Annotated in this window: 18 protein-coding genes and 1 riboswitch; of the genes, 10 read left to right on the top strand and 8 right to left on the bottom strand. The window is 63.6% G+C overall.

The genetic code is table 11. The annotated features are described in order from the left end of the window. Positions 1–57: 57 nt before the first annotated feature. A complete protein-coding gene (locus AC0L3U_RS20645; RefSeq protein WP_473362986.1) occupies positions 58–1,617 on the bottom strand; it encodes a bifunctional AfsR/SARP family transcriptional regulator/alpha/beta hydrolase in 1,560 nt (519 codons plus the stop codon). Positions 1,618–1,765: 148 nt separating this feature from the next. Between AC0L3U_RS20645 and mddA the strand changes: the two genes are divergently transcribed. From mddA to AC0L3U_RS20625, 4 genes are read left to right on the top strand one after another with little or no spacing between them, the layout of a single operon-like run. Continuing rightward, complete coding sequence (gene mddA / locus AC0L3U_RS20640) at positions 1,766–2,566, top strand: methanethiol S-methyltransferase (protein WP_473362985.1); 801 nt, start codon at positions 1,766–1,768, stop codon at positions 2,564–2,566. Positions 2,567–2,589: 23 nt separating this feature from the next. Continuing rightward, positions 2,590–3,240, top strand: a complete 651-nt coding sequence (locus AC0L3U_RS20635) for a helix-turn-helix transcriptional regulator (protein ID WP_473362984.1) — start codon at positions 2,590–2,592, stop codon at positions 3,238–3,240. Then, on the top strand, positions 3,237–4,214 hold the full coding sequence (locus tag AC0L3U_RS20630; RefSeq protein ID WP_473362983.1) for an NADPH:quinone oxidoreductase family protein: 978 nt from the start codon (positions 3,237–3,239) through the stop codon (positions 4,212–4,214). The genes AC0L3U_RS20635 and AC0L3U_RS20630 overlap by 4 nt, the downstream gene beginning before the upstream one ends. A 28-nt stretch (positions 4,215–4,242) precedes the next feature. Beyond that, positions 4,243–4,992, top strand: a complete 750-nt coding sequence (locus AC0L3U_RS20625; RefSeq protein ID WP_473362982.1) for a hotdog family protein — start codon at positions 4,243–4,245, stop codon at positions 4,990–4,992. Positions 4,993–5,076: 84 nt separating this feature from the next. Here the strand turns inward: AC0L3U_RS20625 and AC0L3U_RS20620 are convergent, their stop codons facing one another. Further along, positions 5,077–6,276 carry a TrmJ/YjtD family RNA methyltransferase gene (locus tag AC0L3U_RS20620; protein WP_473362981.1) on the bottom strand — a complete coding sequence of 400 codons (1,200 nt, stop codon included), beginning with the start codon at positions 6,274–6,276 and terminating at the stop codon, positions 5,077–5,079. Positions 6,277–6,644: 368 nt separating this feature from the next. Between AC0L3U_RS20620 and AC0L3U_RS20615 the strand changes: the two genes are divergently transcribed. Together AC0L3U_RS20615 and AC0L3U_RS20610 are read left to right on the top strand one after the other, a co-directional pair. Then, positions 6,645–7,859: an NADP-dependent isocitrate dehydrogenase gene (locus tag AC0L3U_RS20615; RefSeq protein WP_473362980.1), complete on the top strand. Its 1,215-nt coding sequence runs from the start codon at positions 6,645–6,647 to the stop codon at positions 7,857–7,859. A gap of 96 nt (positions 7,860–7,955) precedes the next feature. Next, on the top strand, positions 7,956–8,450 hold the full coding sequence (locus AC0L3U_RS20610; protein ID WP_473362979.1) for a DUF3455 domain-containing protein: 495 nt from the start codon (positions 7,956–7,958) through the stop codon (positions 8,448–8,450). A gap of 4 nt (positions 8,451–8,454) precedes the next feature. Here the strand turns inward: AC0L3U_RS20610 and AC0L3U_RS20605 are convergent, their stop codons facing one another. Next, complete coding sequence (locus AC0L3U_RS20605; RefSeq protein WP_473362978.1) at positions 8,455–9,681, bottom strand: cyclic nucleotide-gated ion channel; 1,227 nt, start codon at positions 9,679–9,681, stop codon at positions 8,455–8,457. 4 nt (positions 9,682–9,685) lie between these two features. Beyond that, on the bottom strand, positions 9,686–12,379 hold the full coding sequence (gene alaS / locus AC0L3U_RS20600) for an alanine--tRNA ligase (protein WP_473362977.1): 2,694 nt from the start codon (positions 12,377–12,379) through the stop codon (positions 9,686–9,688). A 221-nt stretch (positions 12,380–12,600) separates the two neighbouring features. Beyond that, a riboswitch (glycine riboswitch) is annotated at positions 12,601–12,689 on the top strand. 143 nt (positions 12,690–12,832) lie between these two features. On the opposite strand from alaS, the gene gcvT reads away from it, so the two are divergent. The 3 genes from gcvT (at position 12,833) to gcvP (ending at position 17,499) form a co-directional block, all read left to right on the top strand. After that, positions 12,833–13,981 (top strand): glycine cleavage system aminomethyltransferase GcvT, encoded by a 1,149-nt coding sequence (gcvT, locus tag AC0L3U_RS20595; RefSeq protein WP_473362976.1) that lies wholly within the window; start codon positions 12,833–12,835, stop codon positions 13,979–13,981. 11 nt (positions 13,982–13,992) lie between these two features. Then, positions 13,993–14,361 (top strand): glycine cleavage system protein GcvH, encoded by a 369-nt coding sequence (gene gcvH, locus AC0L3U_RS20590; protein ID WP_007612173.1) that lies wholly within the window; start codon positions 13,993–13,995, stop codon positions 14,359–14,361. Positions 14,362–14,634: 273 nt separating this feature from the next. After that, positions 14,635–17,499 carry an aminomethyl-transferring glycine dehydrogenase gene (gene gcvP / locus AC0L3U_RS20585; protein WP_473363063.1) on the top strand — a complete coding sequence of 955 codons (2,865 nt, stop codon included), beginning with the start codon at positions 14,635–14,637 and terminating at the stop codon, positions 17,497–17,499. A 125-nt stretch (positions 17,500–17,624) separates the two neighbouring features. Here gcvP and AC0L3U_RS20580 read toward each other — a convergent pair whose 3' ends face one another. The 4 genes from AC0L3U_RS20580 to AC0L3U_RS20565 form a co-directional block, all read right to left on the bottom strand. Beyond that, positions 17,625–18,599 (bottom strand): hypothetical protein, encoded by a 975-nt coding sequence (locus AC0L3U_RS20580; protein WP_473362975.1) that lies wholly within the window; start codon positions 18,597–18,599, stop codon positions 17,625–17,627. Positions 18,600–18,694: 95 nt separating this feature from the next. Further along, a complete protein-coding gene (locus AC0L3U_RS20575; protein ID WP_473362974.1) occupies positions 18,695–19,684 on the bottom strand; it encodes a hypothetical protein in 990 nt (329 codons plus the stop codon). Positions 19,685–19,787: 103 nt separating this feature from the next. Beyond that, positions 19,788–20,876: a recombinase RecA gene (recA, locus tag AC0L3U_RS20570; protein ID WP_007602214.1), complete on the bottom strand. Its 1,089-nt coding sequence runs from the start codon at positions 20,874–20,876 to the stop codon at positions 19,788–19,790. A 623-nt stretch (positions 20,877–21,499) separates the two neighbouring features. Further along, the gene (locus AC0L3U_RS20565) at positions 21,500–22,330 is read right to left on the bottom strand and encodes a hypothetical protein (protein ID WP_473362973.1); all 831 of its coding nucleotides are present in this window, start codon (positions 22,328–22,330) and stop codon (positions 21,500–21,502) included. Between the two features lie 482 nt (positions 22,331–22,812). Between AC0L3U_RS20565 and AC0L3U_RS20560 the strand changes: the two genes are divergently transcribed. Next, on the top strand, positions 22,813–23,715 hold the full coding sequence (locus AC0L3U_RS20560) for an IS1 family transposase (RefSeq protein ID WP_473362972.1): 903 nt from the start codon (positions 22,813–22,815) through the stop codon (positions 23,713–23,715). Positions 23,716–23,970 lie beyond the last annotated feature (255 nt).

The following is a 23,970-nucleotide window of genomic DNA, read 5'->3' as shown; positions in this document are numbered from 1 at the left end:
CATGAGCGCAGCGAAATGCGGGACGGCTGTCCCCGGATGTCGCTTCGCTCATCCGGGCTACAGCGCTCGCAGCCGCTCCCTCGGTAACGCAGCAATGAAGCGCCGGATCGCCTCCAGCACCGGTTCCTGATCACCCGCAAAGAACCAGTGATCGTTGCCGTCGAGCTCGACGAATTGCGCACCTTTGATCCGGCTCGCCACATCGCGGCCGGCCGCGATCCGTACGGCCCTGTCGTCACGACGATGCAGCACCAGTGTCGGCATGGCAATCTGCGGCAAAAGCTGCCGCACGTCGGCGTCGCGAAACGCCTCGAGCACCGCCGAGATGCCGCCGGGACTGGACGCCGCGCGCAATAGCCCGGCCCACCAGGCGCGGGCCTGGGGATCGCCGGCAAGGCTGGGCGCAAAGGTCTCAATCTCCACCGGACCTCCCCATTGCGCGATGAGGTGCTTGCTCCAGGCGTCGTACTGGCTGGCCCGCAACGCGTGCGGATAGTCCTGCGACCAGCAGCCCTTGGCCAGTGCACCGAACAGGATGAGTCCGGCCACGAGACGCGGTTCATCGACCGCAAATTTGATGCAGGCTGGTCCACACTCGGATGCGCCGAACAGCACGACGCGGCGCGAGCCGGTCGCGCGGAGCACCGTGCCGATATCCTCCGCGGTGCCGTCGATATCGGGCGCCGATCCGACCCGGTCGGACAACCCGATGCCGCGGCGATCGAACACGATCAGTCGCCCCAACTTCATCAATGACGCCAGAAACGTCCGGCTCGCGGGATGCTCCCAGGCGCGTTCCACATGCGACACGAAGCCGGGCATGACCAGGATATCGAGCGGACCGCTGCCATAGGTCTGATATGCCAGATGCACGCCGGCGCCCTTGACGTAGCGCGTCGCTGGAACGGCGTATGCCGCCGCAGGACTCATCAACGCCTCGGTCTCGGCTTCGAGCGCAACGCCAAGCTCGTCCTTCAGCCGCTGCGTCAGTGCCGCGTGGTGCCGTTCTGCCGCGCTGCGGTCACCCGCCAGCAGCAGGCTGCGGATCAGATGCCGGCCGTAGACCTCGCTCAAAGGATCGAGCTCGACCAGACGGGTCGCATGCGTGGCCGCGGCAAAGTAGTCGCCGGCGGCGGTCTTGTCCTGCACCAGGCGCTCCAGCGCGTGCATTAGACGTCCGCGCAGCGCCTCGCGGCGGAAGAACGCCCAGTCGTCGAATTCCGGACAATCCTCCGGCGAGAAGCCTGCCAGGAAATCTCCCCGATAGATCTGGCAGGCTTCGTCAAAGTCACCGCGATCGCAGGCGCTCTCGAACAGATGTGCATCGACCTGCAGCGCGACTGCCGGAGCCCATCGCAGACTGGTCCGGTCGGTCTCGAAAACCTGCTGACCGAGCGTCAGCTCGATGCGGTGAAGCAGGCGCCGCAATCGCGCAAGGCCGGTCTCGCGGTCAGTTTCAGGCCACAGCAGCGTGGCCACAATTTCGCGGGCCACAGCGCCCTTGGCCTCCGCGAGATAGACCAGCAGCGCGAGGCCCTTGCGCAAGGCCAACTTGATCGGGCGGCCGTCGGCGTGGACCTCCGGGAACCCAAACGTCCCCAGCGAGAAAATCGTCATGAAAGTCCTCCCTCCCCTTGCGGCGCCCCCGGGGGACGCACAGGGGACGGTCCAGCAATAGCAGTCGGGGCAGATCGAGCCTGCTCGCGGGCGAGCAATTCAGGCTCCTCCATGCGGCACGGCTGCATCAGGCACAATAGGAAAAAACATGATCTCGCGCCTCCTGATCCTGCTCTACGCCATCGTGAGCTACGTGATCTTCACGGTCTCATTTCTCTATGCGCTCGGTTTCGTCGGCAATTATGTCGTGCCCAAGTCGATCGACATGTCGATCGGTAAGTCGATCGATCTCGGCACCTCCACCGACCTAAGCGTGGCCGTCGTCGTCAACCTGCTGCTGATCAGCCTGTTTGCGATCCAGCACAGCGTGATGGCACGGCCGGCTTTCAAAAAATGGCTGGTCCAATTCCTCCCCGCGGCCTGCCAGCGCAGCACCTATGTGCTGCTCTCCAGCCTGATCCTGCTGTTGCTGTTCTGGCAGTGGCGTCCGATCCCGACGCCGGTCTGGCAAGCGAGCGGAATAGCGGCCTGGTTGCTGATCGGGGTGCATTGGCTCGGCTGGCTGATCGCGTTCGCCTCGACCCACATGATCGATCATTTCGATCTGTTCGGCCTGCGCCAGGCTTTCGTCGCGTTCCGCGGGAGCGAGATACCAGATCAATCGTTCAGGACGCCCCTGCTCTACAAGATCGTGCGGCATCCTATCATGCTCGGCTTCCTGCTCGCGTTCTGGGCCACGCCCGAGATGACCGTTGGCCACCTTCTGTTTGCGCTCGCAAACACCGCCTACATCCTGGCCGCGCTTCAGTTCGAGGAGCGCGACCTGATCGCCGAATTCGGCGCGACGTACCAGGATTATCGCCGGCGCGTTCCCATGCTGCTGCCGCGTCTTTTCGGTCGTCGGACGGAAGATCGCCAGCCGCCTCGGCCTGCTGGAGCATCGCAATGAATGCAATATCAGCTATTCCCCGGATGTCGGCGGAGGCCGCCACGTTTGCCGATACGCTGGATGGGCTTGACGTCGGTCTTTGTCTCGTTGACGCGGAGGCGCGTCTCATTCACGCCAATACTGCCGGGCAGGACATGATCGAAGCGCGCGACATCCTGTTTGAGATCCGCGGGCATCTCGCGGCTTGCGATCCGACGGTCAACCGGACCCTGCAGCATTTTTTCGCAGCCGCCGGGCAGGAAAACGCGTTCCTCGGCGCCGACGGGATCGCGGTGCCGATGATCGGGCGGGATGGGAAGCGCCACGTCGCCCATGCTCTGCCGTTGACTTCCGGCGCACGCCGACGTGGGGGTGTCGCCTACAGCGCCGTCGCAGCGCTGTTCGTCCGCAGGGCGGCGCTGATGCTACCGTCTCGTTCCGAAGTGATCGGCAAGGCATTCAAGCTGACGCCGACCGAGTTGCGTGTGATGCTCGCGATCGTCGAACTCGGCGGCGTTCCCGAAGTGGCGGCGGCACTCGGCGTCGCCAATACGACGATCAAGACGCATGTCCGGCGCCTGTTTGAAAAGACCGGTGCAGCGCGACAGGCAGATTTCGTCAAGCTTGTCGCGGGATATGCGACGCCGTTACGCAAACCTGCCGAATGCAGACAATCCGTTGGAGCGACACGATGAGAGCAATTCTATGCAGCTCATTCACTGGCCCCGCCGATTTGCGCCTCAGTGAAATCGACGAGCCGAAGCCGGTCGGCGACGAGATCCTGATCGACGTCCATGCGGCCTCCGTCAGCTTCATGGACCAGTTGGTGGTCTCGGGGCTCTACCAGATGCGGCCGCCGACGCCCTTCGTGCCCGGCACTGAAGCATCCGGTGTGGTTGTCGCGGTCGGCGACGAGGTCACGGCATTCGCGCCCGGCGACCGCGTGGCATGCAGCGCCTGGACCGGCGGCTACGCCGAACGGATGATAGCGAAGGACTCCAAGTGCGTGCTTCTGCCGGAAGGTGTCGCGTTCGAGGCCGCGGCGACGGTCCTGCACAATTACGGCACGGCCTATTATGCGCTGGTCGAGCGGGCTAGGGCGCAGCGCAGCGAAACGCTGTTCGTCACCGGCGCTGCCGGCGGAGTTGGCCTTGCCGCCGTCGATCTCGGCCGCCATTTGGGCCTGCGCGTCGTCGCCGGTATCGGCTCCGATGACAAGGGTGCCCTCGTCCGCAATTATGGGGCTGGCGAAATCGTCAACTATCGCAGCGAGGATCTGCGCGACCGGATCAAGGCGATCACCGGCGGCGAAGGCATCGATATCGGCTTCGACAATCTCGGCGGCGCGATATTCCAGCAGATGGCCCGGTCGATGAAATGGGGCGGACGGCTGATGCCGATCGGCTTCACCAGCGGCGAAATTCCCCAGCTCCCGATGAACCTTCCGCTGCTGAAGAACTATTCCATCCTCGGGGTCTTCCTCGGCGCCTGGGCGGAGAAATTTCCCGCGGACGCTGCGCGTATGAATGCCACGCTGATGCAATTGCTGGCCGGCGGAAAAATCCGCCCGCATATCGATCGCGTCCTCCCTTTGGAGGAGGCCGGCGAAGCCATGCGTGCCGTGGCCAACCGAACGGTTCAGGGGCGAATTGTCCTCAAGATCAGGTAAAGTGCACGGGGAAGAGAGAACAAAACCGATGACACAGATCATCATCGACAAACGCTTTTGCGGTCCTCCGAACTCCGGCAACGGCGGCTATGTCTGCGGCCGGCTGGCCCGCCATATTCCCGGCGCCGCGGAGATAACGCTGCGCGCACCGCCGCCGCTGGACACGCCGCTTGATGCGGTCGCGACGAACGACGGCACATGGGAGCTTCGCGACGGCGACAAGATCGTCGCGACCGGGCGGCCGGCAAGCGTCGAGCTTGCGCGCGTGGAAACAGCCAGCTTCGAGGAGGCCCGCGCCGCCGAATTGTTGACGCCGGTGAAGCCGCACGAGCATCCGCTGCCGACATGTTTCGTGTGCGGCCCCGCAAGGGCCAAGGGAGATGGCTTGCGCATTTTTGCCGGCTCGCTCCGTGGTCACAACGCCGTTCTCGCAGCAAGCTGGACACCGGATAAGAATCTCGCCACCGACGACGGCCTCGTCGCGCCGGAATTCCTCTGGTCGGCGCTCGATTGCCCCACCGGCTTTGCCTGCAATTGCGATCAGCAGACCGGCAGCTTCGACCGGACGCCGCTGCTGCTTGGCCGCATGTCGGTCCGAATCGAAGCCCGCCCCCGCCCCGGCGACCGCTGCGTCATCACGGCGTGGCCGACCGCCCGCGACGGCCGCAAGCGCATGGCCGACGCCGCGGTGCATGATGGAGTCGGGAAGTTGCTCGCGGTGGCGCGCACGACATGGATTGCGGTCGACCGCGACGTACAGCTCGGGCGCACTTCGTAGGGTGGATTAGCGAAGCGTAATCCACCACTTTGGCCGCGGCACGAAAAGAGGTGGATTACGCTTCGCTAATCCACCCTACGAGACCTACATGCTCTGCTCGATCATCCCCTGCAGCCGCGCCAGCTCCGCCTCGATATCCCGCTCCACATCCGCCGCGCGCATCTCGATCACGCGATAATCCCGCGCCTCGAGCCAGGCTCGCCTTCCCGCCCGATCGGCGACGATCGCCTCGTTCTCACCCGGGTTCACCAACTCGATCGCGATTCGGTGCGGGAACGAGACGAAGTCCGGGATGTGCCGCCCCACAGGCGTCTGGCGCTTGAATCCACCTGCAAATCGACGATCCCGTGTGAGGGCCTGCCAAAGCAGGCGTTCGGCATCGGTCGGGTTGCGGCGGAGCAGGCGGGCGAGGCCGCGCACGGTGGAGCCGCTGTCCGGCACCCCGCCACCCTGCCCGTGCTCGGCCAGCAGCGCGCGCAGACGGGTGGCCTGCTCGCCGTCGAGCACACCGCCCTTGGCCGGGCCTTTGCGCCCTTCAGCGATGGCCATCACCACCCCGTGCAGGGTGTGCATGTCCTGCTTGGTCGGCTCCATCCGGCTGAAGATGTTGCGCAGGTTCACCAGCATGGTGTCGCGCTTCTCGGCCGGACGCAGGAATTCGACCCGGTCGAGTTCGCGGATGAGATTGTCGAAGAAGGCCTGCATCTGGTGCTGCGAGGCGCGCTCGGAGCGCTCCGGCATCGCGTGCGGCAGCTCGCCGGAGGTCGCGCGCTTGAACCATTCGTAGCCGACCAAGAGCACGGCCTGGGCGAGGTTGAGCGAGGCAAAGCCTGGATTGACCGGGAAGGTGATGATGCGGTTGGCGAGTCCGACCTCCTCGTTGGTCAGGCCCCAGCGCTCCCGGCCGAACAGGATACCGGCCTTGCCGCCCGCCGCGACGTGCCCGGAAATCTCGCTAGCTGCGGCTTCCGGTCCTACCACCGGCTTGGCCTGGTCGTGGGGACGCGCGGTGGTGGCGAACAGCAGGTCGAGGTCGGCGACGGCCTCACCGACCGTGTCGAACAATTCGACCTTGTCCAGAATATAGTCGGCCCCGGCCGCGGCGCGCTGGGCGGCGATGTTGGGCCAGCCATCGCGCGGATTGACGATGCGCAGCGCGGAAAGCGCAAAATTGCCCATGGCGCGCGCGGCCATGCCGATGTTTTCGCCAAGCTGCGGCTCGACCAGGATGACGATGGGACCGTCGAGGGAAAGACCCGCTTTGCTCTTGTCAGTCCCGGACATCTCGCTTCGCTTTCACACTGGTTCTCAAGGCCTTGGAGAGGCGCTCTTCATGAATTGATTCAAGGCCGGTCCTGACCTGGTCTCGACCCGGATTTGCCCCAGCCTTGGGCCGGCTGTCCCTCCGCCTGTCGTTTGCCTGTCCTGACGAAATTCTCAAGGGAAATAACGGGTTGGATTCAACTTTTGAATCTCGCCTGAAACCTCAGCCCGGTCCCCGCCGCAGGACTGCTCCCGCCCCCCATCTGCGGAGGCTGGATGAGCTAAAAGTGCATAATCCCTTGGCTTTCGCCCGCTGCTATCAGGTGCTAAGAGCGGCGGATATTCCCGTGGCGCGCCAAAAGCGCCGTTCCCAAGAGGCTTCCCCGATCATGGCAAAAATCAAGGTGTCCAACCCCGTCGTCGAACTCGATGGCGACGAGATGACCCGGATCATCTGGCAGTACATCAAGGACAAGCTGATCAACCCGTTCCTGGATGTCGAGCTGCAATATTTCGACCTGGGAATGGAGTACCGCGACCACACCAACGATCAGGTCACCATCGACGCCGCCGAGGCCATCAAGAAGGTCGGCGTTGGCGTCAAGTGCGCCACCATCACCCCGGACGAAGCGCGGGTGAAGGAGTTCAACCTCAAGCAGATGTGGAAGTCGCCGAACGGCACCATCCGCAACATCCTCGGCGGCGTGATCTTCCGCGAGCCGATCATCTGCAAGAACGTGCCGCGCCTGGTTCCCGGCTGGACCAAGCCGATCATCATCGGCCGCCACGCCTATGGCGACCAGTACCGCGCCACCGACATCAAGTTCCCCGGCAAGGGCACGCTGACGATGAAGTTCGTCGGCGAGGACGGCACCGTCATCGAGAAGGAAGTGTTCAAGACCCCGGGCGCCGGCGTCGCGATGCAGATGTACAATCTCGACGACTCGATCATCGACTTCGCCCGTGCTTCGTTGAACTACGGCCTGCTGCGCAACTATCCGGTCTATCTCTCGACCAAGAACACGATCATGAAGATCTATGATGGTCGGTTCAAGGACATCTTCCAGGACATCTACGAGCGCGAGTTCAAGAAGGAGTTCGACGCCAAGGGCCTGACCTACGAGCACCGCCTGATCGACGACATGGTCGCCTCGGCGCTGAAATGGTCCGGCGGTTATGTCTGGGCCTGCAAGAACTACGACGGCGACGTGCAGTCCGACACGGTGGCGCAGGGCTACGGCTCGCTCGGCCTGATGACCTCGGTCCTCCTCACCCCCGACGGCAAGACGGTGGAAGCCGAAGCCGCCCACGGCACGGTGACCCGCCATTACCGCGAGCACCAGAAGGGCAAGGAGACCTCGACCAACTCGATCGCGTCGATCTTCGCCTGGACCCGCGGCCTGTCGCACCGCGCCAAGCTCGACAACAATGCCGAGCTCGCCAAGTTCGCAAACACCCTGGAGAAGATCTGCGTCGACACCGTCGAGGAAGGCTACATGACCAAGGACCTCGCGCTCCTGGTCGGCGCCGACCAGCGCTGGCTCTCGACCACCGGCTTCCTCGACAAGGTCGCCGAGAACCTCGGGAAGGCGCTGGCGGCGTAAGCCGTCCGCAATTTCGCCCGACTGGGCCGGACATCATCACGGGCCGCGCCGCAAGCGCGGCCCGTTCTTTTTGAGACCTTTCGTGGAGATGCGACCATGTCGATCAAGCTTGCCGTCCCCTGCCTGTTGCTGCTCGCTGGACCGGCTGTGGCCGCCGACCCGCTCCCCGACGCCATCGCAGCGCCCGGCGAGAGCATCGTGCTCAGCGTCCACGCCGAAGGCGCGCAGGTCTATGAGTGCAAGGCCGGCACCGACGGCAAGCTCGCCTGGGCTTTTCGCGAGCCGATCGCGATGCTGCTGTCCGAGGGCAAGACCATTGGCCGTCACTATGCCGGGCCGAACTGGGAGCATGTCGACGGCAGCGCGGTGATCGGCAAGGCCATCGGCAACGCGCCGGGCACGACCGCGAACGACATCGCCTGGCTGAAGCTGGAAGTGACGACCCACCGCGGCAGCGGCGTGCTGACGCCGGTCACCACCGTCCAGCGCATCAACACCCATGGCGGCAAGCTCGAGGGTTCTTGCGACAAGGCCGGCGATTTCAAGAGCGCGCCCTACTCGGCCGAGTATGTCTTCCTGAAGAAAGGTTGAGCCCTCAGCGGTCGGTGCCGTCGCGCTCCGCCTGCGCCAGCTCCGCCACCGCAAGGTCGCCGCTGCCCTCCAGCCGCGCCTTTGCGGTCTTGTGGACGTGCGCGGCGAGCGTCGGCATGCGTTCGATCAGCGCGTGAAAATCCTGGGCGTCGAGCACCAGCAGGCGGGTCTTGCGTGTCGCCGTCACCGTGCCGCTGCGTTTTGTCTTGTGCAGCAGCGCGATCTCGCCGAAGAAGGTGCCATCCGCGAGCCGCACCTGCTGGTTCGGCAGCGCGATCTCGACCTCGCCGGCGGTGATGAAATACATCGACGAAGCCGCATCGCCCCGCCGCACCAGGATCTCGCCCTGCTCGATCGTGCGTGCGCGCAGCAGCCGCATGATGTCGGCGATCTCGGATGCGCTGAGATGCGAGAACAGCGGCACCCGCGCCAGCATGCCCCAGGTGACCACGAAATCACGCCGCTTCACCTCTTCCGCAAAGGCCGTCGAGATGATCGCGACCGGCAGCGCGATCATGGCAAAGCCGCTGATGATCGTGAAGACGGAGATGAACTTTCCGAGCGCCGTCACCGGCACGACGTCGCCGTAACCGACGGTGCCGAGCGTCACGATCGCCCACCACATCGCCTGCGGAATGGTGCCAAGCTTGTCCGGCTGCACGTCGCGCTCGATGGCGTAGAGCAGCGAGGCAAACGTCAGCACCGCGCCGATCAGGATGACGATGCAGCCGATCAGCGCCCGCCGCTCCGCGTGCACGGCCGCGAGCAGCGAGCGCATCGCCGGCGAATACCGCACCAGCTTGAAGAACGGCAGCACGCCCAGGGCTGCCAGCGTCGCGTGACGGCCAGTGACCAGCACGATCGCAGCCGGCAGGAAGGCGAGGAGATCGATGATGCCGAGTGCGGAGAAGACATAGCCCAGCCGATCCGACAGCGCGGACGCCGTGCGCTGGGTATGGCCCGCCACCGTCCACAGCCGCGCGGCATATTCCAGCGCGAACACGATTACGGACAGGATGGTGATGCCTGCGAACAGCGTACCGAATTCCGCGTCCAGCTCCGGCACCGAGGCAAGGATCATCGCGACCACGTCGAGCACGATGACGCCAATGATCAGCTGGATGAAGCGCGACCCTACCGAGTAGGCCAGCGGATCGTGCTCCAGCAATTCGTAGAGGCGATCCCTCAGATCGGGATCGCGAAGCCCACGCCCTCGCGGAACGGGGCGCACCTGCTTACGCGCCGGCCGATTTTTGTTCGCTCATGGCTTTTTCGATCGCCGTGAGCGCCGCAGCCGCATTCGCGCCATCGGGGCCGCCGGCCTGGGCCATGTCGGGCCGCCCGCCGCCGCCCTTGCCGCCGAGCGCCTCGGAGGCGACCTTCACCAGATTGACCGCATTGAAACGCGAAGTGAGGTCCGCGGTGACGCCGACCACGACGCCGGCCTTGCCGTCCTCGGTGACGCCGACGATGGCGACGACGCCGGAGCCGATCTGCTTCTTGCCGTCGTCGGCAAGGCTCTTGAGATCCTTCATCTCGATGCCCTCGACCGCGCGCGCCATCAGCTTGACGTCGCCGACCTCGCGCACGCCGGAGGCCGCGGCGTTGCTCGAAGCTGCACCGCCGCCCATCGCCAGCTTCTTGCGGGCGTCGGAGAGTTCGCGCTCGAGCTTCTTGCGCTCCTCCATCAGCGCGGCAATGCGCGCGGGGACGTCGTCGATCGAGGTGCGCAGCTCGTGGGCCGCTGTCTTCGCCAGCGCCATGGTGTCGTTGGCGTGTTTTCGCGCGTAGTTGCCGGTCAGCGCCTCGATGCGGCGCACGCCGGAGGCGACCGCGCTCTCGCCCGTCAGCGTGATCAGCCCGATGTCACCGGTCCGCCTGACATGGGTGCCGCCGCAAAGTTCGACCGACCAGCCGAGTGCGTTGGCGCCGCGCTCGCGCGCGGTCCGCCCCATCGAGACGACGCGAACCTCGTCGCCATATTTCTCGCCGAACAGCGCGCGTGCGCCGGCCTCACGGGCCTCGTCCACGCCCATGACGCGGGTCGAGACCTCGTCGTTCTCCAGCACCACGTCGTTGGCGATGTCCTCGACGCGCGCGAGCTCTTCCGCCGTGATCGGCTTCGGATGCACGAAGTCGAAACGCAAACGGTCCGGCGCGACCATCGAGCCGCGCTGGGCGATGTGGTCGCCGAGCACCTGTCGCAACGCCTCGTGGATGAGATGCGTGGCCGAGTGATGCGCGCGGATCGAAAAGCGCCTGCCGTGATCCACTTCGAGCTGCAGCGCCGTGCCGAGCTTCAGCTCGCCGCTCTCGACCGTGCCGACATGAACGAAGAAATCGCCGAGCTTCTTCTGGGTGTCGGTGACGCGGAATTTGATGCCGCCCTCGCCGGTCAATAGTCCGGTGTCGCCGACCTGGCCGCCGGACTCCGCGTAGAACGGCGTCTGGTTCAGCACGATCGCGCCGGTGTCGCCGGCCTTGAGGCTCGCGGCTTCCTTGCCGTCCTTGACCAGCGCGGTCACCACGCCTTCAGCGCTCTCGGTCTCGTAACCCAGGAATTCCGTTGCGCCCAGCTTCTCACGCAGCGGGAACCAGATCGCCTCGGAAGCAGCTTCGCCAGATCCCTTCCAGGACTCGCGCGCCTTGGCCTTCTGACGCTCCATCGCATCGGTGAACGAGGCCTGGTCGACGCTGATGCCGCGCGACTTCAGCGCGTCCTGCGTCAAATCGAGCGGGAAGCCATAAGTGTCGTACAGCGTGAAGGCGACGTCGCCGTCGAACATGTCGCCCTTCTTCAAGGAAGCGCTCTTCTCGTCGAGGATGGCGAGGCCGCGCGTCAGCGTCTTGCGGAAGCGGGTCTCTTCCAGGCGCAGCGTTTCCTCGATCAAATTTTCCGCGCGCATCAAATCCGGATAGGCCTGGCCCATCTCGCGCACCAGCGCCCAGACCAGGCGATGCATCAGCGGCTCTTGCGCACCGAGCAGCTGCGCATGGCGCATCGCGCGGCGCATGATCCGGCGCAGCACATAGCCGCGGCCCTCGTTCGAGGGCAGCACGCCGTCGGCGACGAGGAAGGCCGAGGAACGCAGATGGTCGGCGATGACGCGGAACGAGGCCACGGTCTTCTCGTCCGGTCCGCTTCCCAGAGCAGACGCCGTCGCATCGATCAAATGACGGAACAGGTCGGTCTCGAACACGCTGTCGACGCCCTGCATGATGGAGGCCATGCGCTCCAGCCCCATGCCGGTGTCGATCGAGGGACGCGGCAGCGCCACGCGCTCCTCCTTCGTCACCTGCTCATACTGCATGAAGACCAGATTCCAGAATTCGAGGAAGCGGTCGCCGTCCTCCTCCGGACTGCCCGGCGGCCCGCCCCAGATGTGCTCGCCGCGATCGATGAAGATCTCCGAGCACGGTCCGCACGGGCCGGTATCGCCCATCGCCCAGAAATTGTCCGAGGTCGGAATGCGGATGATGCGATCATCCGAGAAGCCCGCGATCTTCTTCCAGAGGTCCGCCGCCTCGTCGTCGGTGTGGTAGACCGTGACGAGCAGCTTGTCCTTCTTGAGCCCGTATTCCTTGGTGATCAGCTTCCAGGCCAGCTCGATCGCGCGCTCCTTGAAATAGTCGCCGAACGAGAAGTTGCCGAGCATCTCGAAAAAGGTGAGATGGCGCGCGGTGTAGCCGACATTGTCAAGGTCGTTGTGCTTGCCGCCGGCGCGCACGCATTTCTGCGAGGTGGTGGCGCGTTGATAGGGCCGCTTCTCGACGCCGGTGAAGACGTTCTTGAACTGCACCATGCCGGCATTGGTGAACATCAACGTCGGATCGTTGCGCGGCACCAATGGCGAGGACGACACGATCTCGTGGCCGTTCTCGGCAAAGAAGTTCAGAAAGGTCGACCTGATCTCGTTGACGCCGCTCATGTTCATCCAATCGGGTGTGCTTGCACCCGCCTTCCAGCCATCCAAACCGCAAGTTTGGGCTGATATCTGCGGGTCAAAGCGCTTTTAGACAAGGCCAGCTTCGCTGTCCAGAAACTGTGCAGCCAGATCAAGGCGTTGCCGCAGTCGCGTAATCCGTTGGAAAGCCGCTTGAGCCGCGTTGACAGGCTTGGCCGGCCTGTGGTCTTTACCCACTGTATCGTACGGCCACGTCGGGAGAGACCGGCACTGGTGCCGGCGCCGAAGGAGCAACCGCCCCGGAAACTCTCAGGCAAAAGGACCGCGTGGCTTTGACAGCATCTGGAAAGAGGCGCCGACGGGTTTAGGCCCGGACAGCGTCCGCCGACGGGATAATACTCTCAGGCACAGCGACAGATGGGGCTTCGACTGGTGTCCACGGGAAATCGTTCCCGGGGAACCGCCGAGGGCCCCCCGATGCTTGCGCGTGACGACAAAGACTCCCTGAAACGCACCCCGCTTTACGATCTGCATGTCTCGCTCGGCGGCAAGATGGTGCCGTTCGCGGGCTATGACATGCCCGTGCAATATCCGGCCGGAGTCCTGAAGGAGCACCTTCATACCCGCAACGCAGCCGGCTTGTTCGACGTTTCCCACATGGGCCAGATCGCGCTCCGGCCGAAATCCGGCAAGGTCGAGGACGCCGCCCGCGCGCTGGAACGGCTGGTGCCGCAGGATATTTTGGCGATTGCGCCGGGCCGGCAGCGCTACGCCCAGTTCACCAATGCCGAGGGCGGGATTCTGGACGATCTGATGGTCGCCAATTTCGGCGATCACCTCTTCCTGGTCGTCAATGCCGCCTGCAAGGCCGAGGACGAGGCGCATCTGCGCGCGAATCTCTCGGACGACTGCATCATCGAGCAGCTCTCCGACCGCGCGCTGATCGCGCTGCAGGGGCCGAAGGCGGAATCCGCGCTGGCGAAATTATGTGCAGAAGCACCCGCCATGAAGTTCATGGATTCCGGCCCGCACAGGGTTGCCGGCCTCGACTGCTTCGTCTCGCGCTCCGGCTACACCGGCGAGGACGGCTTTGAGATTTCGGTTCCTGCCGGCGATGCCGAACGGCTCGCCAGGGCCCTGCTGGACAATCCGGACGTCATGCCGATCGGGCTCGGCGCCCGTGACAGCCTGCGGCTCGAAGGCGGGCTTTGTCTTTACGGCCACGACATCGATACCGCGACCACGCCGGTCGAGGCCGCACTGGAATGGTCGGTGCAGAAGAGCCGCCGCACCGGCGGCGCGCGCGCCGGCGGCTTTCCCGGCGCGGACAAGATTCTTGCCCATTTCGACAATGGCGCGTCCCGCCGCCGCGTCGGCCTGCGCACCGAGGGCCGCGCGCCGGTGCGCGAGGGCGCGCTGCTGTTTGCGGACGCAACCTCCGGCGAGCCGATCGGAAAGGTCACCTCGGGCGGTTTCGGCCCGAGCCTGAATGCGCCGGTCGCGATGGGCTATGTGCCCACCGGATCAAGCGCGATCGACACAAAACTGTTCGCCGAAGTGCGCGGCCAACGCCTGCCGCTCGCCGTCGCCGCCATGCCCTTCGTGAAAAACACCTACAAACGCTGAGGACTGAGACAATGACCACGACGCTGTACACCTCCGACCACGAATGGCTCGCGATCGACGGCGATGTCGCCACCGTCGGGATCACCGACTACGCGCAATCGCAGCTCGGCGACGTCGTGTTCGTCGAATTGCCCAAGCTCGGCCGCACGCTGAAGAAGACCGAAGCCGCCGCCGTCGTGGAGTCCGTCAAGGCCGCCTCGGACGTCTACGCGCCTGTCAGCGGCGAGGTGCTCGAGACCAACCCCGAGCTCGCGAGCGAGCCGGCGCTGGTAAACTCGGACGCGCAGGGCAAGGCGTGGTTCTTCAAGATCAAGATGGCCGACAAGAGCGAGCTCGGCGGCCTCATGGATGAAGCGGCGTACAAGGCCCACACGGCGTGAGATGATGCAGACCCAACCGATCGTCATGCCCCGCGAAGGCTCAGGACTATCGCATGAGAGTGTACGCGATGTTCCCACAACGTCATGGCCGGGCTTGTCCCGGCCATCCACGGCCTTCGCGCGGCACCAAGAACGTGGATGCCCGGGACAAGCCCGGGCATGACGAGTTTGTGGCACGGACGTGCAGAAGCAATGTGATCTGATCCCCTTATGCGATTGCCCCTGCGCCTGCGGGCATGACGGCGACAAGAACATCTAAAGCGAGGACCCATGATGACCGCGCACCGCAAATCCAACGGCGATACCACGAGCTTCGTACGCCGCCACATCGGCCCCTCCACGCGCGACGTCGCCGCGATGCTCGAGGCCGTCGGCGCGAACAGCGTCGATACGCTGATGGCGCAGACGCTACCCGCCTCGATCCGGCAAACGACTCCACTCGATCTCGGCAAGCCGCTCAGCGAGACCGAGGCGATCGCGCATATGGCCGAGCTCGCCGCCCAGAACCAGGTCTTCACCTCGCTGATCGGCCAGGGCTATTCCGGTACGATCCTGCCTGCGGTGATCCAGCGCAACATCTTGGAGAGCCCGGCCTGGTACACTGCCTACACGCCCTACCAGCCCGAGATCAGCCAGGGCCGGCTCGAGGCGCTGCTCAACTTCCAGACCATGATCTGCGATCTCACCGGGCTCGACGTCGCCAACGCCTCGCTGCTCGACGAGGCAACCGCGGCCGCCGAAGCGATGGCGCTCGCGGAGCGGCACTCGAAAGTTGAAGCAAAGGCCTTCTTCGTCGACAAGGACGTGCATCCGCAGACGCTTGCGGTGATGCGCACTCGCGCGGAGCCGCTGGGCTGGACGCTGGTCGTCGGCGATCCCCTCACCGATCTCGACAAGACCGACGTGCTTGGTGCGCTGCTGCAATATCCGGGCAGTTCAGGCGCTGTGCGCGACCTCAGGCCCGCGATCGCGAGCCTGAAGGCCAAGGGCGCGCTTGCGATCATCGCCGCCGATCTGCTGGCGCTGACACTGCTCGCCTCGCCCGGCGAGCTCGGCGCCGACATCGCGATTGGCTCTGCCCAGCGCTTCGGCGTGCCGATGGGCTATGGCGGACCGCACGCGGCCTATATGGCGGTGCGCGATGCGCTGAAGCGCTCGCTGCCCGGCCGCATCGTCGGCCTCTCCGTGGATTCGCGCGGAATGCCGGCCTATCGCCTCGCGCTGCAGACCCGCGAGCAGCACATCCGCCGCGAGAAGGCGACCTCCAACATCTGCACCGCGCAGGTGCTGCTCGCCGTGATCGCCTCGATGTATGCGGTCTATCACGGCCCCGAAGGCCTTTCGCAGATCGCGCGCAATGTGCATCGCCGCGCCGCGGTGCTCGCCGCGGGCCTGCGCAAGCTCGGCTTTGCGCTGCAGTCCGACAGTTTCTTCGACACGCTCAGCGTGGGTGCAGGTAGCAAACGCGCCGAGATCGTCGCGCGCGCCGCTGCCGAGAAGATCAACCTTGGCGTCGGCGAAACTGCATTGCGGATCGCGCTCGACGAGACCACGACGCCCGCGACGGTGGAAGCGGTCTGGCGCGCGTTCGGTGGCCAGCTTGCCTATGCCGAGATCGACGCGACCACGCGTGAGGCGCTGCCGGAGGCGCTCAAGCGCGCGACCTCCTTCCTCACCCATCCGGTTTTCCATGCGCATCGCTCGGAAACCGAGATGCTGCGCTACATGCGCAAGCTCAGCGACCGCGACCTCGCGCTCGACCGCGCGATGATCCCGCTCGGCTCGTGCACCATGAAGCTGAACGCGACGACCGAGATGATGCCGCTGACCTGGCCCGAGTTCGGCTCGCTGCATCCTTTCGCCCCGCGCGAGCAGGCCCGCGGCTATCACGCGCTGTTCGCGCGGCTGGAGAAGTGGCTGTGCGACATCACCGGCTATGACGCGATCTCGCTGCAGCCGAATTCGGGCGCGCAAGGCGAATATGCCGGGCTTTTGGCCATCCGCGGCTATCACGCGGCGCGTGGCGAGACGCATCGCAAGATCTGCCTGATCCCCTCCTCCGCCCACGGCACCAACCCGGCTTCGGCCGCGATGGTCGGCATGGACGTGGTGGTGGTCGCCTGCGAGAAGAACGGTGACGTCGACGTTAGCGATCTCCGCGCCAAGGCCGAGAAGCATTCGAACGACCTCGCCGCGGTCATGATCACCTATCCCTCGACCCATGGCGTGTTCGAGGAGCACATCCGCGAGATCTGCGACATCGTGCATGGCCATGGCGGGCAGGTTTATCTCGACGGCGCCAACCTCAACGCGCAGGTCGGCCTTAGCAGGCCCGGCGATTACGGCGCCGATGTCAGCCATCTCAACCTGCACAAGACCTTCTGCATCCCGCATGGCGGCGGCGGCCCGGGCATGGGCCCGATCGGCGTCAAGGCGCATCTCAAGCCGTTCCTCCCCGGTCATCCCGGAACGAATGCAGACGCGCCGGTCGGCCCGGTCTCGGCAGCGCCGTTCGGCTCAGCCTCGATCCTGACCATCTCCTACATCTACATCCTGATGATGGGCGGCGAAGGCCTCAAGCGCGCCACCGAGATCGCGATCCTCAACGCCAACTACGTCGCCGCACGGCTCGATGCGCATTTCCCGGTGCTCTACAAGAACGAAAAGGGCCGCGTCGCGCATGAGTGCATCGTCGATCCCCGCGCGCTGAAGACGACCTCAGGCGTCACCGTCGACGACATCGCAAAGCGCCTGATCGACTACGGCTTCCACGCGCCGACCATGAGCTTCCCGGTGCCGGGCACGCTGATGATCGAGCCGACCGAATCGGAATCCAAGGCGGAGCTCGATCGCTTCTGCGATGCCATGATCGCGATCCGGAAGGAAATCGCCGAGGTCGAGGCCGGCCGGTTCAAGATCGAGGCGTCGCCGCTCCGCCACGCCCCGCACACCGTGCACGACATCGCGGATGACGATTGGAAGCGCGCCTACACCCGAGCCGAGGGTTGCTTCCCCGCGGGCACCTCGCGCACGGACAAATACTGGAGCCCCGTCGGCCGCGTCGACAACGTCTATGGCGACCGCAATCTGGTGTGCTCGTGCCCCCCGGTGAGCGATTATGCGGAAGCGGCGGAGTAACACGATGCGTATGATGGGTAGAGCGTAGCGAAACCCATCCCTGCATTCCGGTCTAAGGATGGAAGTGCGATGGGTTTCGCTTCGCTCCACCCATCTTACAGCCTACGGCACACGATTTTATTTATCTAAGGCGCAACCAGCAATCGGCTTTCGCGATCCCATCGCCAAAGCCGTTCGTTGGTCAGCTCCGTGCCACCCCACCAGCGATAGATCCGGTTGTGGCGCCACATGTCGTCTTCGCGCGCAAAAATTGAACGCCCGAGTGCGGTCAGCGTGACCTTCCACTCGCTCTTGCCGAAGTAGCGGGCCTCATTGTCGAACGCCGGATCGCCCAAGAGGACCGCCGGCGCCGAATGTGCCCCCAATTCGAGCAAAGCATCGCGCGCGTCGTTTTCGTCGAACACATCTCGCATCCACCACGCTTCGGTGACACGCCTCGGGTCCGTGTGCCCGTCGTTCACAAAATCCAGAATATCCATTTCGCTGGCACCTAGGCCCGTGACGCTGTCCGGAAGCTCTTCAAGCAACGCAATGAGTGCCGGTCGAAGTCTCGGCAGCATCGTCAGGTCCGTCATCAGAAGATCGAAACAGGGCTTTGGCGTTTCAGCCCGATAGGCCTTCCAGGCGCGGCTGGCCGTCAGCAAATGGTTGTCGGTCACCTTGAAGGCCGGCAGCTTCCATTTTGCGACAGACTCTGGAGCATAGTTGGCGACCTTGTCATCCGTATGCACCAGGCTGAGCTTCGTCGTGATCTCCTTGTAAGGGCGAAGCAGGTCGAGCAGCCAGACGAGTACGAGCTGATCGTTTGGTCGAGGATCAACCCACAATTCGATCGAGTCAAACTTCGTGCAGAGTTCGAAGAAACCGATATCGCGCGTGCCGAAACCTTCCAGCCAGTCTCGACAAACGTCATCGAGCCAATGATCGCCTGGATTGCAGTGCTTTGCCGACCGCCGCTCCAGCCCCATTAAAAGCTGCTCTGCGGAAGGCAATTTCCTCCAGACGAAGCGCGTGTAGAAGCCGAGCGCGATATTCGCCAGTTTGGACTGGCGAAGCGTGTCTGCCGCAAGATGGTTCGTGGTCAAAATCAGATGTGACACGATCAGCTCTCAAAGGAGTCCGGCGCGCTGTGTGGCGCCGGCAACGGTCAAATCTGTCGTCGAAACAAGGTGTGTCATGTGTCATGCCAATGACTTCACGATGGCGTCGTCAAAACAGACCCGTAACGCCACAGCCGATCATTGGTCAGATGCGTGCCACCCCACCAGCGGTCGATCGGATTGTGGCGACTGAAATCCTCCTGGTGGGCCAGGACAGCCTCCCCGAACTCGGTCAGTGACAGTCGGCTGCGGAGATATGCGGCATGCCGATCCCTGTGATTCTCGTGGTCGATCGTGCGCAGTTCGTCGTCCAATCCGGCCACTGCGGGCTTGGGGCCGAGCGCGAGCCCGTCGAGCAACCGACCCAACTCAGTCTCTCCAAACACGAAAGTGCGCCGATGCGAGCGCAGGTGAAACAACGAACCCGTGTTCGCAAACCCTCTGGCAAGCATCTCCAAGAACCGCATCTCGGTCGCACCGAGTCCGGTCGCAGGCGACGGGAGTTCTGCCAAGAGATCGAGCAAGGCCGGGCGCAGCATCAGCAATGCACTGAGATCCTGGTAAAGGAGATCGACGCACGCCTCAGGGGTCATTGCGCGGTAGGCCGACCACGCCAACCGGGCAGTCTCGAACTCCTGGGCCCTAACAGGCACGACATGAATGTGCGGCTCGGATGCAGCGAGATCCTCACCGTGTGCTGTCGTCAGCTCGGATGCCACAAGTCGAAGTTTAAGCTTTCCCACCAGCGAGGAGCAGGAGCTGAGGTGGTCCAGCAGGCAGACGAGCTGCAATTGATCCCGGGGAGCTGGGTCGAACCAAAGTTCAACCACGTCATATTGCTCGCAGAAGTCCGCAAGCGACAAGTCTTTGCGATCCTTGATGCTCTTGGGCCACCGGATGCCCCAATCAGACCAATGATCACCCGGCCCGAGATTCGCCGAACGCGGCGCGAAATAGGCTGCGAGCTTCTCGGGCGAGGGCAGCGGTCCCCACTCAAAGTGAAACGAGGATGAGATGACAAGCTCCGCCAACCCGGATCGTGCGAGCTGGCCTCCGGACGAACTGGTCAAGATCAGACGCTTCATCGCACCACCCGGTGCCCCCACGCAAAACGAAACAGGCGCCGAAGACGTCGGCAACTCAACGTCCTCAGCGCCCGCTCCTCGCGAAAAACTCTACTGTTGAAGCTTACTCGTCGCCCGGCTCTTCGCCGTCGGCGTCACGCTCGGGGCTGCCGGCGAGAATCTGCTCGGCGATCAGACCGGAGTTCTGGCGGATCGAGGTCTCGATCTTGGCGGTGATGTCCGGGTTGGCCTTCAGGAATGCTTTCGAATTCTCGCGGCCCTGGCCAAGACGCTGGCTGTCATAGGAGAACCATGCGCCGGATTTCTCGACGATGCCGGCCTTGACGCCGAGATCGAGGATCTCGCCCATCTTGGAGACGCCCTCGCCGTACATGATGTCGAATTCGACCTGCTTGAACGGCGGCGCCAGCTTGTTCTTGACGACCTTGACGCGCGTGGTGTTGCCGACAACTTCGTCGCGCTCCTTGATCGCGCCGATGCGGCGGATGTCGAGGCGGACGGAGGCATAGAATTTCAGCGCGTTGCCGCCGGTGGTGGTTTCCGGCGAGCCGTACATCACACCGATCTTCATGCGGATCTGGTTGATGAAGATCACCATGGTATTGGACTTGTTGATGGACGCCGTCAGCTTGCGCAGCGCCTGGCTCATCAGGCGGGCCTGCAGACCCGGCAGCGCATCGCCCATCTCGCCCTCGAGCTCGGCCTTCGGCACCAGCGCCGCGACCGAATCGATCACCAGCACGTCGACCGCGCCGGAGCGCACCAGCGTGTCGCAGATTTCCAGCGCCTGCTCGCCGGTGTCCGGCTGCGAGATCAGGAGCTCGTCGATGTTGACGCCCAGCTTGCGTGCATAGACCGGGTCGAGCGCGTGCTCGGCGTCGATGAAGGCGCAGATGCCGCCCTTCTTCTGCCCTTCCGCCACCGTGTGCAGCGCCAGCGTGGTCTTGCCCGAGGATTCCGGCCCATAGATTTCCACGACGCGTCCCTTCGGCAGGCCGCCGATCCCGAGCGCGATGTCGAGCCCGAGCGAGCCCGAGGAGACCGCCTCGACGTCCATCGAACGGTCGTTCTTGCCGAGCTTCATCACCGAGCCCTTGCCGAACTGCCGCTCGATCTGGGAGAGCGCGGCGGCCAGAGCTTTACTCTTGTCCATGGAAGATCCTTCGACGATACGCAGGGCAGTGGTGGACATTGGGTCGTGCTCCTTATGGCGAGGATTCGCTAGAGGGACAAACGGCTGGCGAGGCGGCGCGGCGATAAAATCAATGTACCCTATTTGTTCTAGGTTCGCAATATGTTCTTTTGCGGATTTGGGTACTGGCCTGTTTCCATCGTCAGTGGCCTAAGTTGATTTTCGCGCTGGCCTATTTTGGTTTAGGCTGTCGGAATGAGCGACAAAGAGAAGCCCAAACCTTCCCGGGAAGATGAAGCTCGGCAGGTCGTCCAAGAGCACATTGACGACCAGCGGGCCATTGCCGAGAAACTCCGCCGCAAAATGAATTGAGCGATTTGGGACCCACCCCGCCTGTGATACGTTAGCATCTATCACCGGCCACGATTTCAGGCGTCGGTTGACTGAGAGACGCCATAGCGCTCCCGCCTCAAGCAGGGAGCGCTTCTTGTGCCAGAACAAACAATCAGCCCGGAAACTCAGGAACTGTTGGACCGCGCTCAACGCGCGATAGACGAATCCATTGCGCTCCGCAGAACGTGCCGAAGTCAGCTCAGAGACGCCGAAATACACACCGCGATGGTACAACTAGAGACCTACAGAGCGCGGGCGCAGCAGTTTCGAAAGAAAGACTAAGGCCCGCCTCAGTGGGCGGCCTCTCCTTCGCCATCGTTCTCTTCCTCTTCAAGAAGAGCAATGTTTGCTTCAAGCCGCTTGAGCAAGCGCTTTGCATCGCGCAGGCCCACTACGGCCGAGACGACGATCCTATTTCCGTCCAGCGCGACTTTCATTGCTCCCGGCTCAACGGGTGGCAATGGCGCTGGGGTATGAGTCGCAGGGGTCATTAGCGGCTTCCCTATCCCGGCCCCAATTCCCTTAATTGCATCATCCACCATCGTCGGAGGGGGCGGTAAATCGACAACGGAGCCTTCTTGCTCGTCGATTCTATCAGGCTTATTAAGCCCCGCAAACTCCAAAGTGTCTTTGTAGACCTGAATAATCGTCTCCGCGACCGCCTCGCTGTACTCACATTCCAAGACGAGGAACCGCTCAATGATTACATCGGCCGGCGGCGGCAATTGAAGTTGCTCGGCAAGTCGAGCGTGGATCGCTGGCTTCAGGGCGGCCTCTCTCAAGGCGGCTATTCGCTCCGGCGAGTCGGGGAGCTTGTCCAGCATGATCCGAAGCGCAAGCTCGCTAAGGCGCACCTTCCTGTCGCTTCCTTTCCCAATGTAATCCAGCAAACCATAGTAATTGAGGGAGGCAACGATTTGGCGTGATGCACCGGACGCGCCCTTAAAGCCGAGGACGCGATAGGCGGCCTCCATGTTGAGCGTGATCCTAATGGCATTAGCGACCCTGAACTTGGTCGCACGGTCTAGAGCCTCGCGAAGCGAGATCGCTGGGTAGGCGGGCCCACGACCAGCACTCAATTTCAACGTATCTTCGCGCGCGTCCGCACTTTCGTCTGACATTTGGCACCCTCCTTAAAGGCGTGAGGATATTTCTATAGACAAGCCGAAACTTTGTCCAGAAATAATCCTTGTGATGGAGGATAAATTATCCTAGAGTGATTCTCGTCAACGGAGGCGAGTATGACAACACGGCCAGAGCTTCAGCGTAATCCCGACCGGCGCTGAGGCTGTGACACATAGGAAAGGGCCGCTACCCGGCTCCCCGCGAAGGAAAGGTAGCGGCCCCCTAATCGGCTCTAGTGCCCCTTAGTCTAACGGTAGGACGCTCGCTCTTACAGGCCGAGAGGTCCGGGTCCGAATCCCGGCGGGGCCGCCAAGGATTCGAATAAGCGGGACCGACGGCGTTGGAGCGCTGCCGATCCCTAGTTACCCACCCCGGGATTGCGCCCCGAAGCGATAACCATCCGGAATATACGCCTTGGAGGGCGTCTTTTCTAGAGTCGCTGACGGGCCAATTCCTCAAACCAGAGGATTGCGCCCTCATGAATGTACTTTCCCGCGAAAAGCAAATTGAAGTCATTGCCGCCCTCTGTGAAGGCGTCGGCGTCCGCACCGCTTCCCGCCTAACCGGCGTCAACCGTGGCACCGTCGCCAGCCTGGCCCTGCGTGTCGGCCTTGGCTGCATGGAATTGCACGACCGCATCATGGTCGGCGTGCGCACCGAGCGGCTTGAGCTTGACGAGCTGTGGAGCTTCGTCGGCAAGAAACAAAAGAACGTCCAGCGCCACGAGATTAACGCCAAGGGCGACCAGTACGTTTTTATCGGCATGGCCGGGACGCAGAAGGCAATCATTAGCTGGGGCGTCGGCAAGCGGAATGCCGAAAGCACCATGGATTTCCTGCACGACCTCCGCAGCCGCGTCATTGGCCAGCCGGAGATTTCAACGGACGGCTTCCACCCCTACCGCGTAGCGATCCGCGACGCCTTCGGCCCCAGCGCCTCGCATGGCGTGATCGTAAAGACCTACAGCGTCACGCATCTGGTAAAGGAAGCGCAGGGCCGGTACTCCCCCGCCGCCGTAGTAGCTGTAAGCCGTGACGTAGTATCTGGCGACCCCGACCAGTACGTTTCGACCTCCTATGTCGAGCGCCAGAACCTTTCGCTGCGCATGGCGTCGCGTCGGTTCACCCGGTTGACCAACGGCTTTAGCAAGAAGCTGGACAACCATGTTGCAGCCGTCGCGCTGTACGTCGCGCACTACAATCTCTGCCGTACTCACGAAGCCCTACGCACGACGCCAGCGAAGGCGCTTGGGCTTGCTCAGAAGCCGTGGACGGTTGCGCAGCTTGTGGACGCCGCGCTCGCTGTGGCGCCTGCGCTGCCCACTGAGACGCCGCCAGATCGGCGCCGGAAGTTCACGGTAATCGAGGGCGGGAAGATCTAAATGGAAAGCCGGCGCGGGAGGATTCTCAACCGCGCCGGCCAGGACACCGGGCCGCCCAATTCGCAAGCCCTAAGCATCGTTGTTAACGTTCAGTTCAGTACCTTGGAAGTGAACGGAAATGACCGCTCACCGATTCCAAGTGACCGAAGCGAACGCGAGTGTATGGGTGAACCCATACCATCGTTGTTCTCCATCGTTGGATGGAGCAACTTGCAGCCGATGCGCGGAAGTGTTAGATTCCCAGTACGGATATCG

It is taken from the genome of Bradyrhizobium sp. Kon69 (assembly GCF_055807515.1).
The sequence above is the reverse complement of the archived record's forward strand: the minus strand, read 5'-3'. Positions and strand labels throughout refer to the sequence as shown.

Bases quoted from the DNA above. Each gene is read 5' to 3' on its own strand.
- AC0L3U_RS20645 (WP_473362986.1), bottom strand. From the start codon at position 1,617: ATGACGATTTTCTCGCTGGGGACGTTTGGGTTCCCGGAGGTCCACGCC.
- mddA (WP_473362985.1), top strand. From the start codon at position 1,766: ATGATCTCGCGCCTCCTGATCCTGCTCTACGCCATCGTGAGCTACGTG.
- AC0L3U_RS20635 (WP_473362984.1), top strand. From the start codon at position 2,590: ATGTCGGCGGAGGCCGCCACGTTTGCCGATACGCTGGATGGGCTTGAC.
- AC0L3U_RS20630 (WP_473362983.1), top strand. From the start codon at position 3,237: ATGAGAGCAATTCTATGCAGCTCATTCACTGGCCCCGCCGATTTGCGC.
- AC0L3U_RS20625 (WP_473362982.1), top strand. From the start codon at position 4,243: ATGACACAGATCATCATCGACAAACGCTTTTGCGGTCCTCCGAACTCC.
- AC0L3U_RS20620 (WP_473362981.1), bottom strand. From the start codon at position 6,276: ATGTCCGGGACTGACAAGAGCAAAGCGGGTCTTTCCCTCGACGGTCCC.
- AC0L3U_RS20615 (WP_473362980.1), top strand. From the start codon at position 6,645: ATGGCAAAAATCAAGGTGTCCAACCCCGTCGTCGAACTCGATGGCGAC.
- AC0L3U_RS20610 (WP_473362979.1), top strand. From the start codon at position 7,956: ATGTCGATCAAGCTTGCCGTCCCCTGCCTGTTGCTGCTCGCTGGACCG.
- alaS (WP_473362977.1), bottom strand. From the start codon at position 12,379: ATGAGCGGCGTCAACGAGATCAGGTCGACCTTTCTGAACTTCTTTGCC.
- gcvT (WP_473362976.1), top strand. From the start codon at position 12,833: ATGCTTGCGCGTGACGACAAAGACTCCCTGAAACGCACCCCGCTTTAC.
- gcvH (WP_007612173.1), top strand. From the start codon at position 13,993: ATGACCACGACGCTGTACACCTCCGACCACGAATGGCTCGCGATCGAC.
- gcvP (WP_473363063.1), top strand. From the start codon at position 14,635: ATGACCGCGCACCGCAAATCCAACGGCGATACCACGAGCTTCGTACGC.
- AC0L3U_RS20575 (WP_473362974.1), bottom strand. From the start codon at position 19,684: ATGAAGCGTCTGATCTTGACCAGTTCGTCCGGAGGCCAGCTCGCACGA.
- recA (WP_007602214.1), bottom strand. From the start codon at position 20,876: ATGTCCACCACTGCCCTGCGTATCGTCGAAGGATCTTCCATGGACAAG.
- AC0L3U_RS20565 (WP_473362973.1), bottom strand. From the start codon at position 22,330: ATGTCAGACGAAAGTGCGGACGCGCGCGAAGATACGTTGAAATTGAGT.
- AC0L3U_RS20560 (WP_473362972.1), top strand. From the start codon at position 22,813: ATGAATGTACTTTCCCGCGAAAAGCAAATTGAAGTCATTGCCGCCCTC.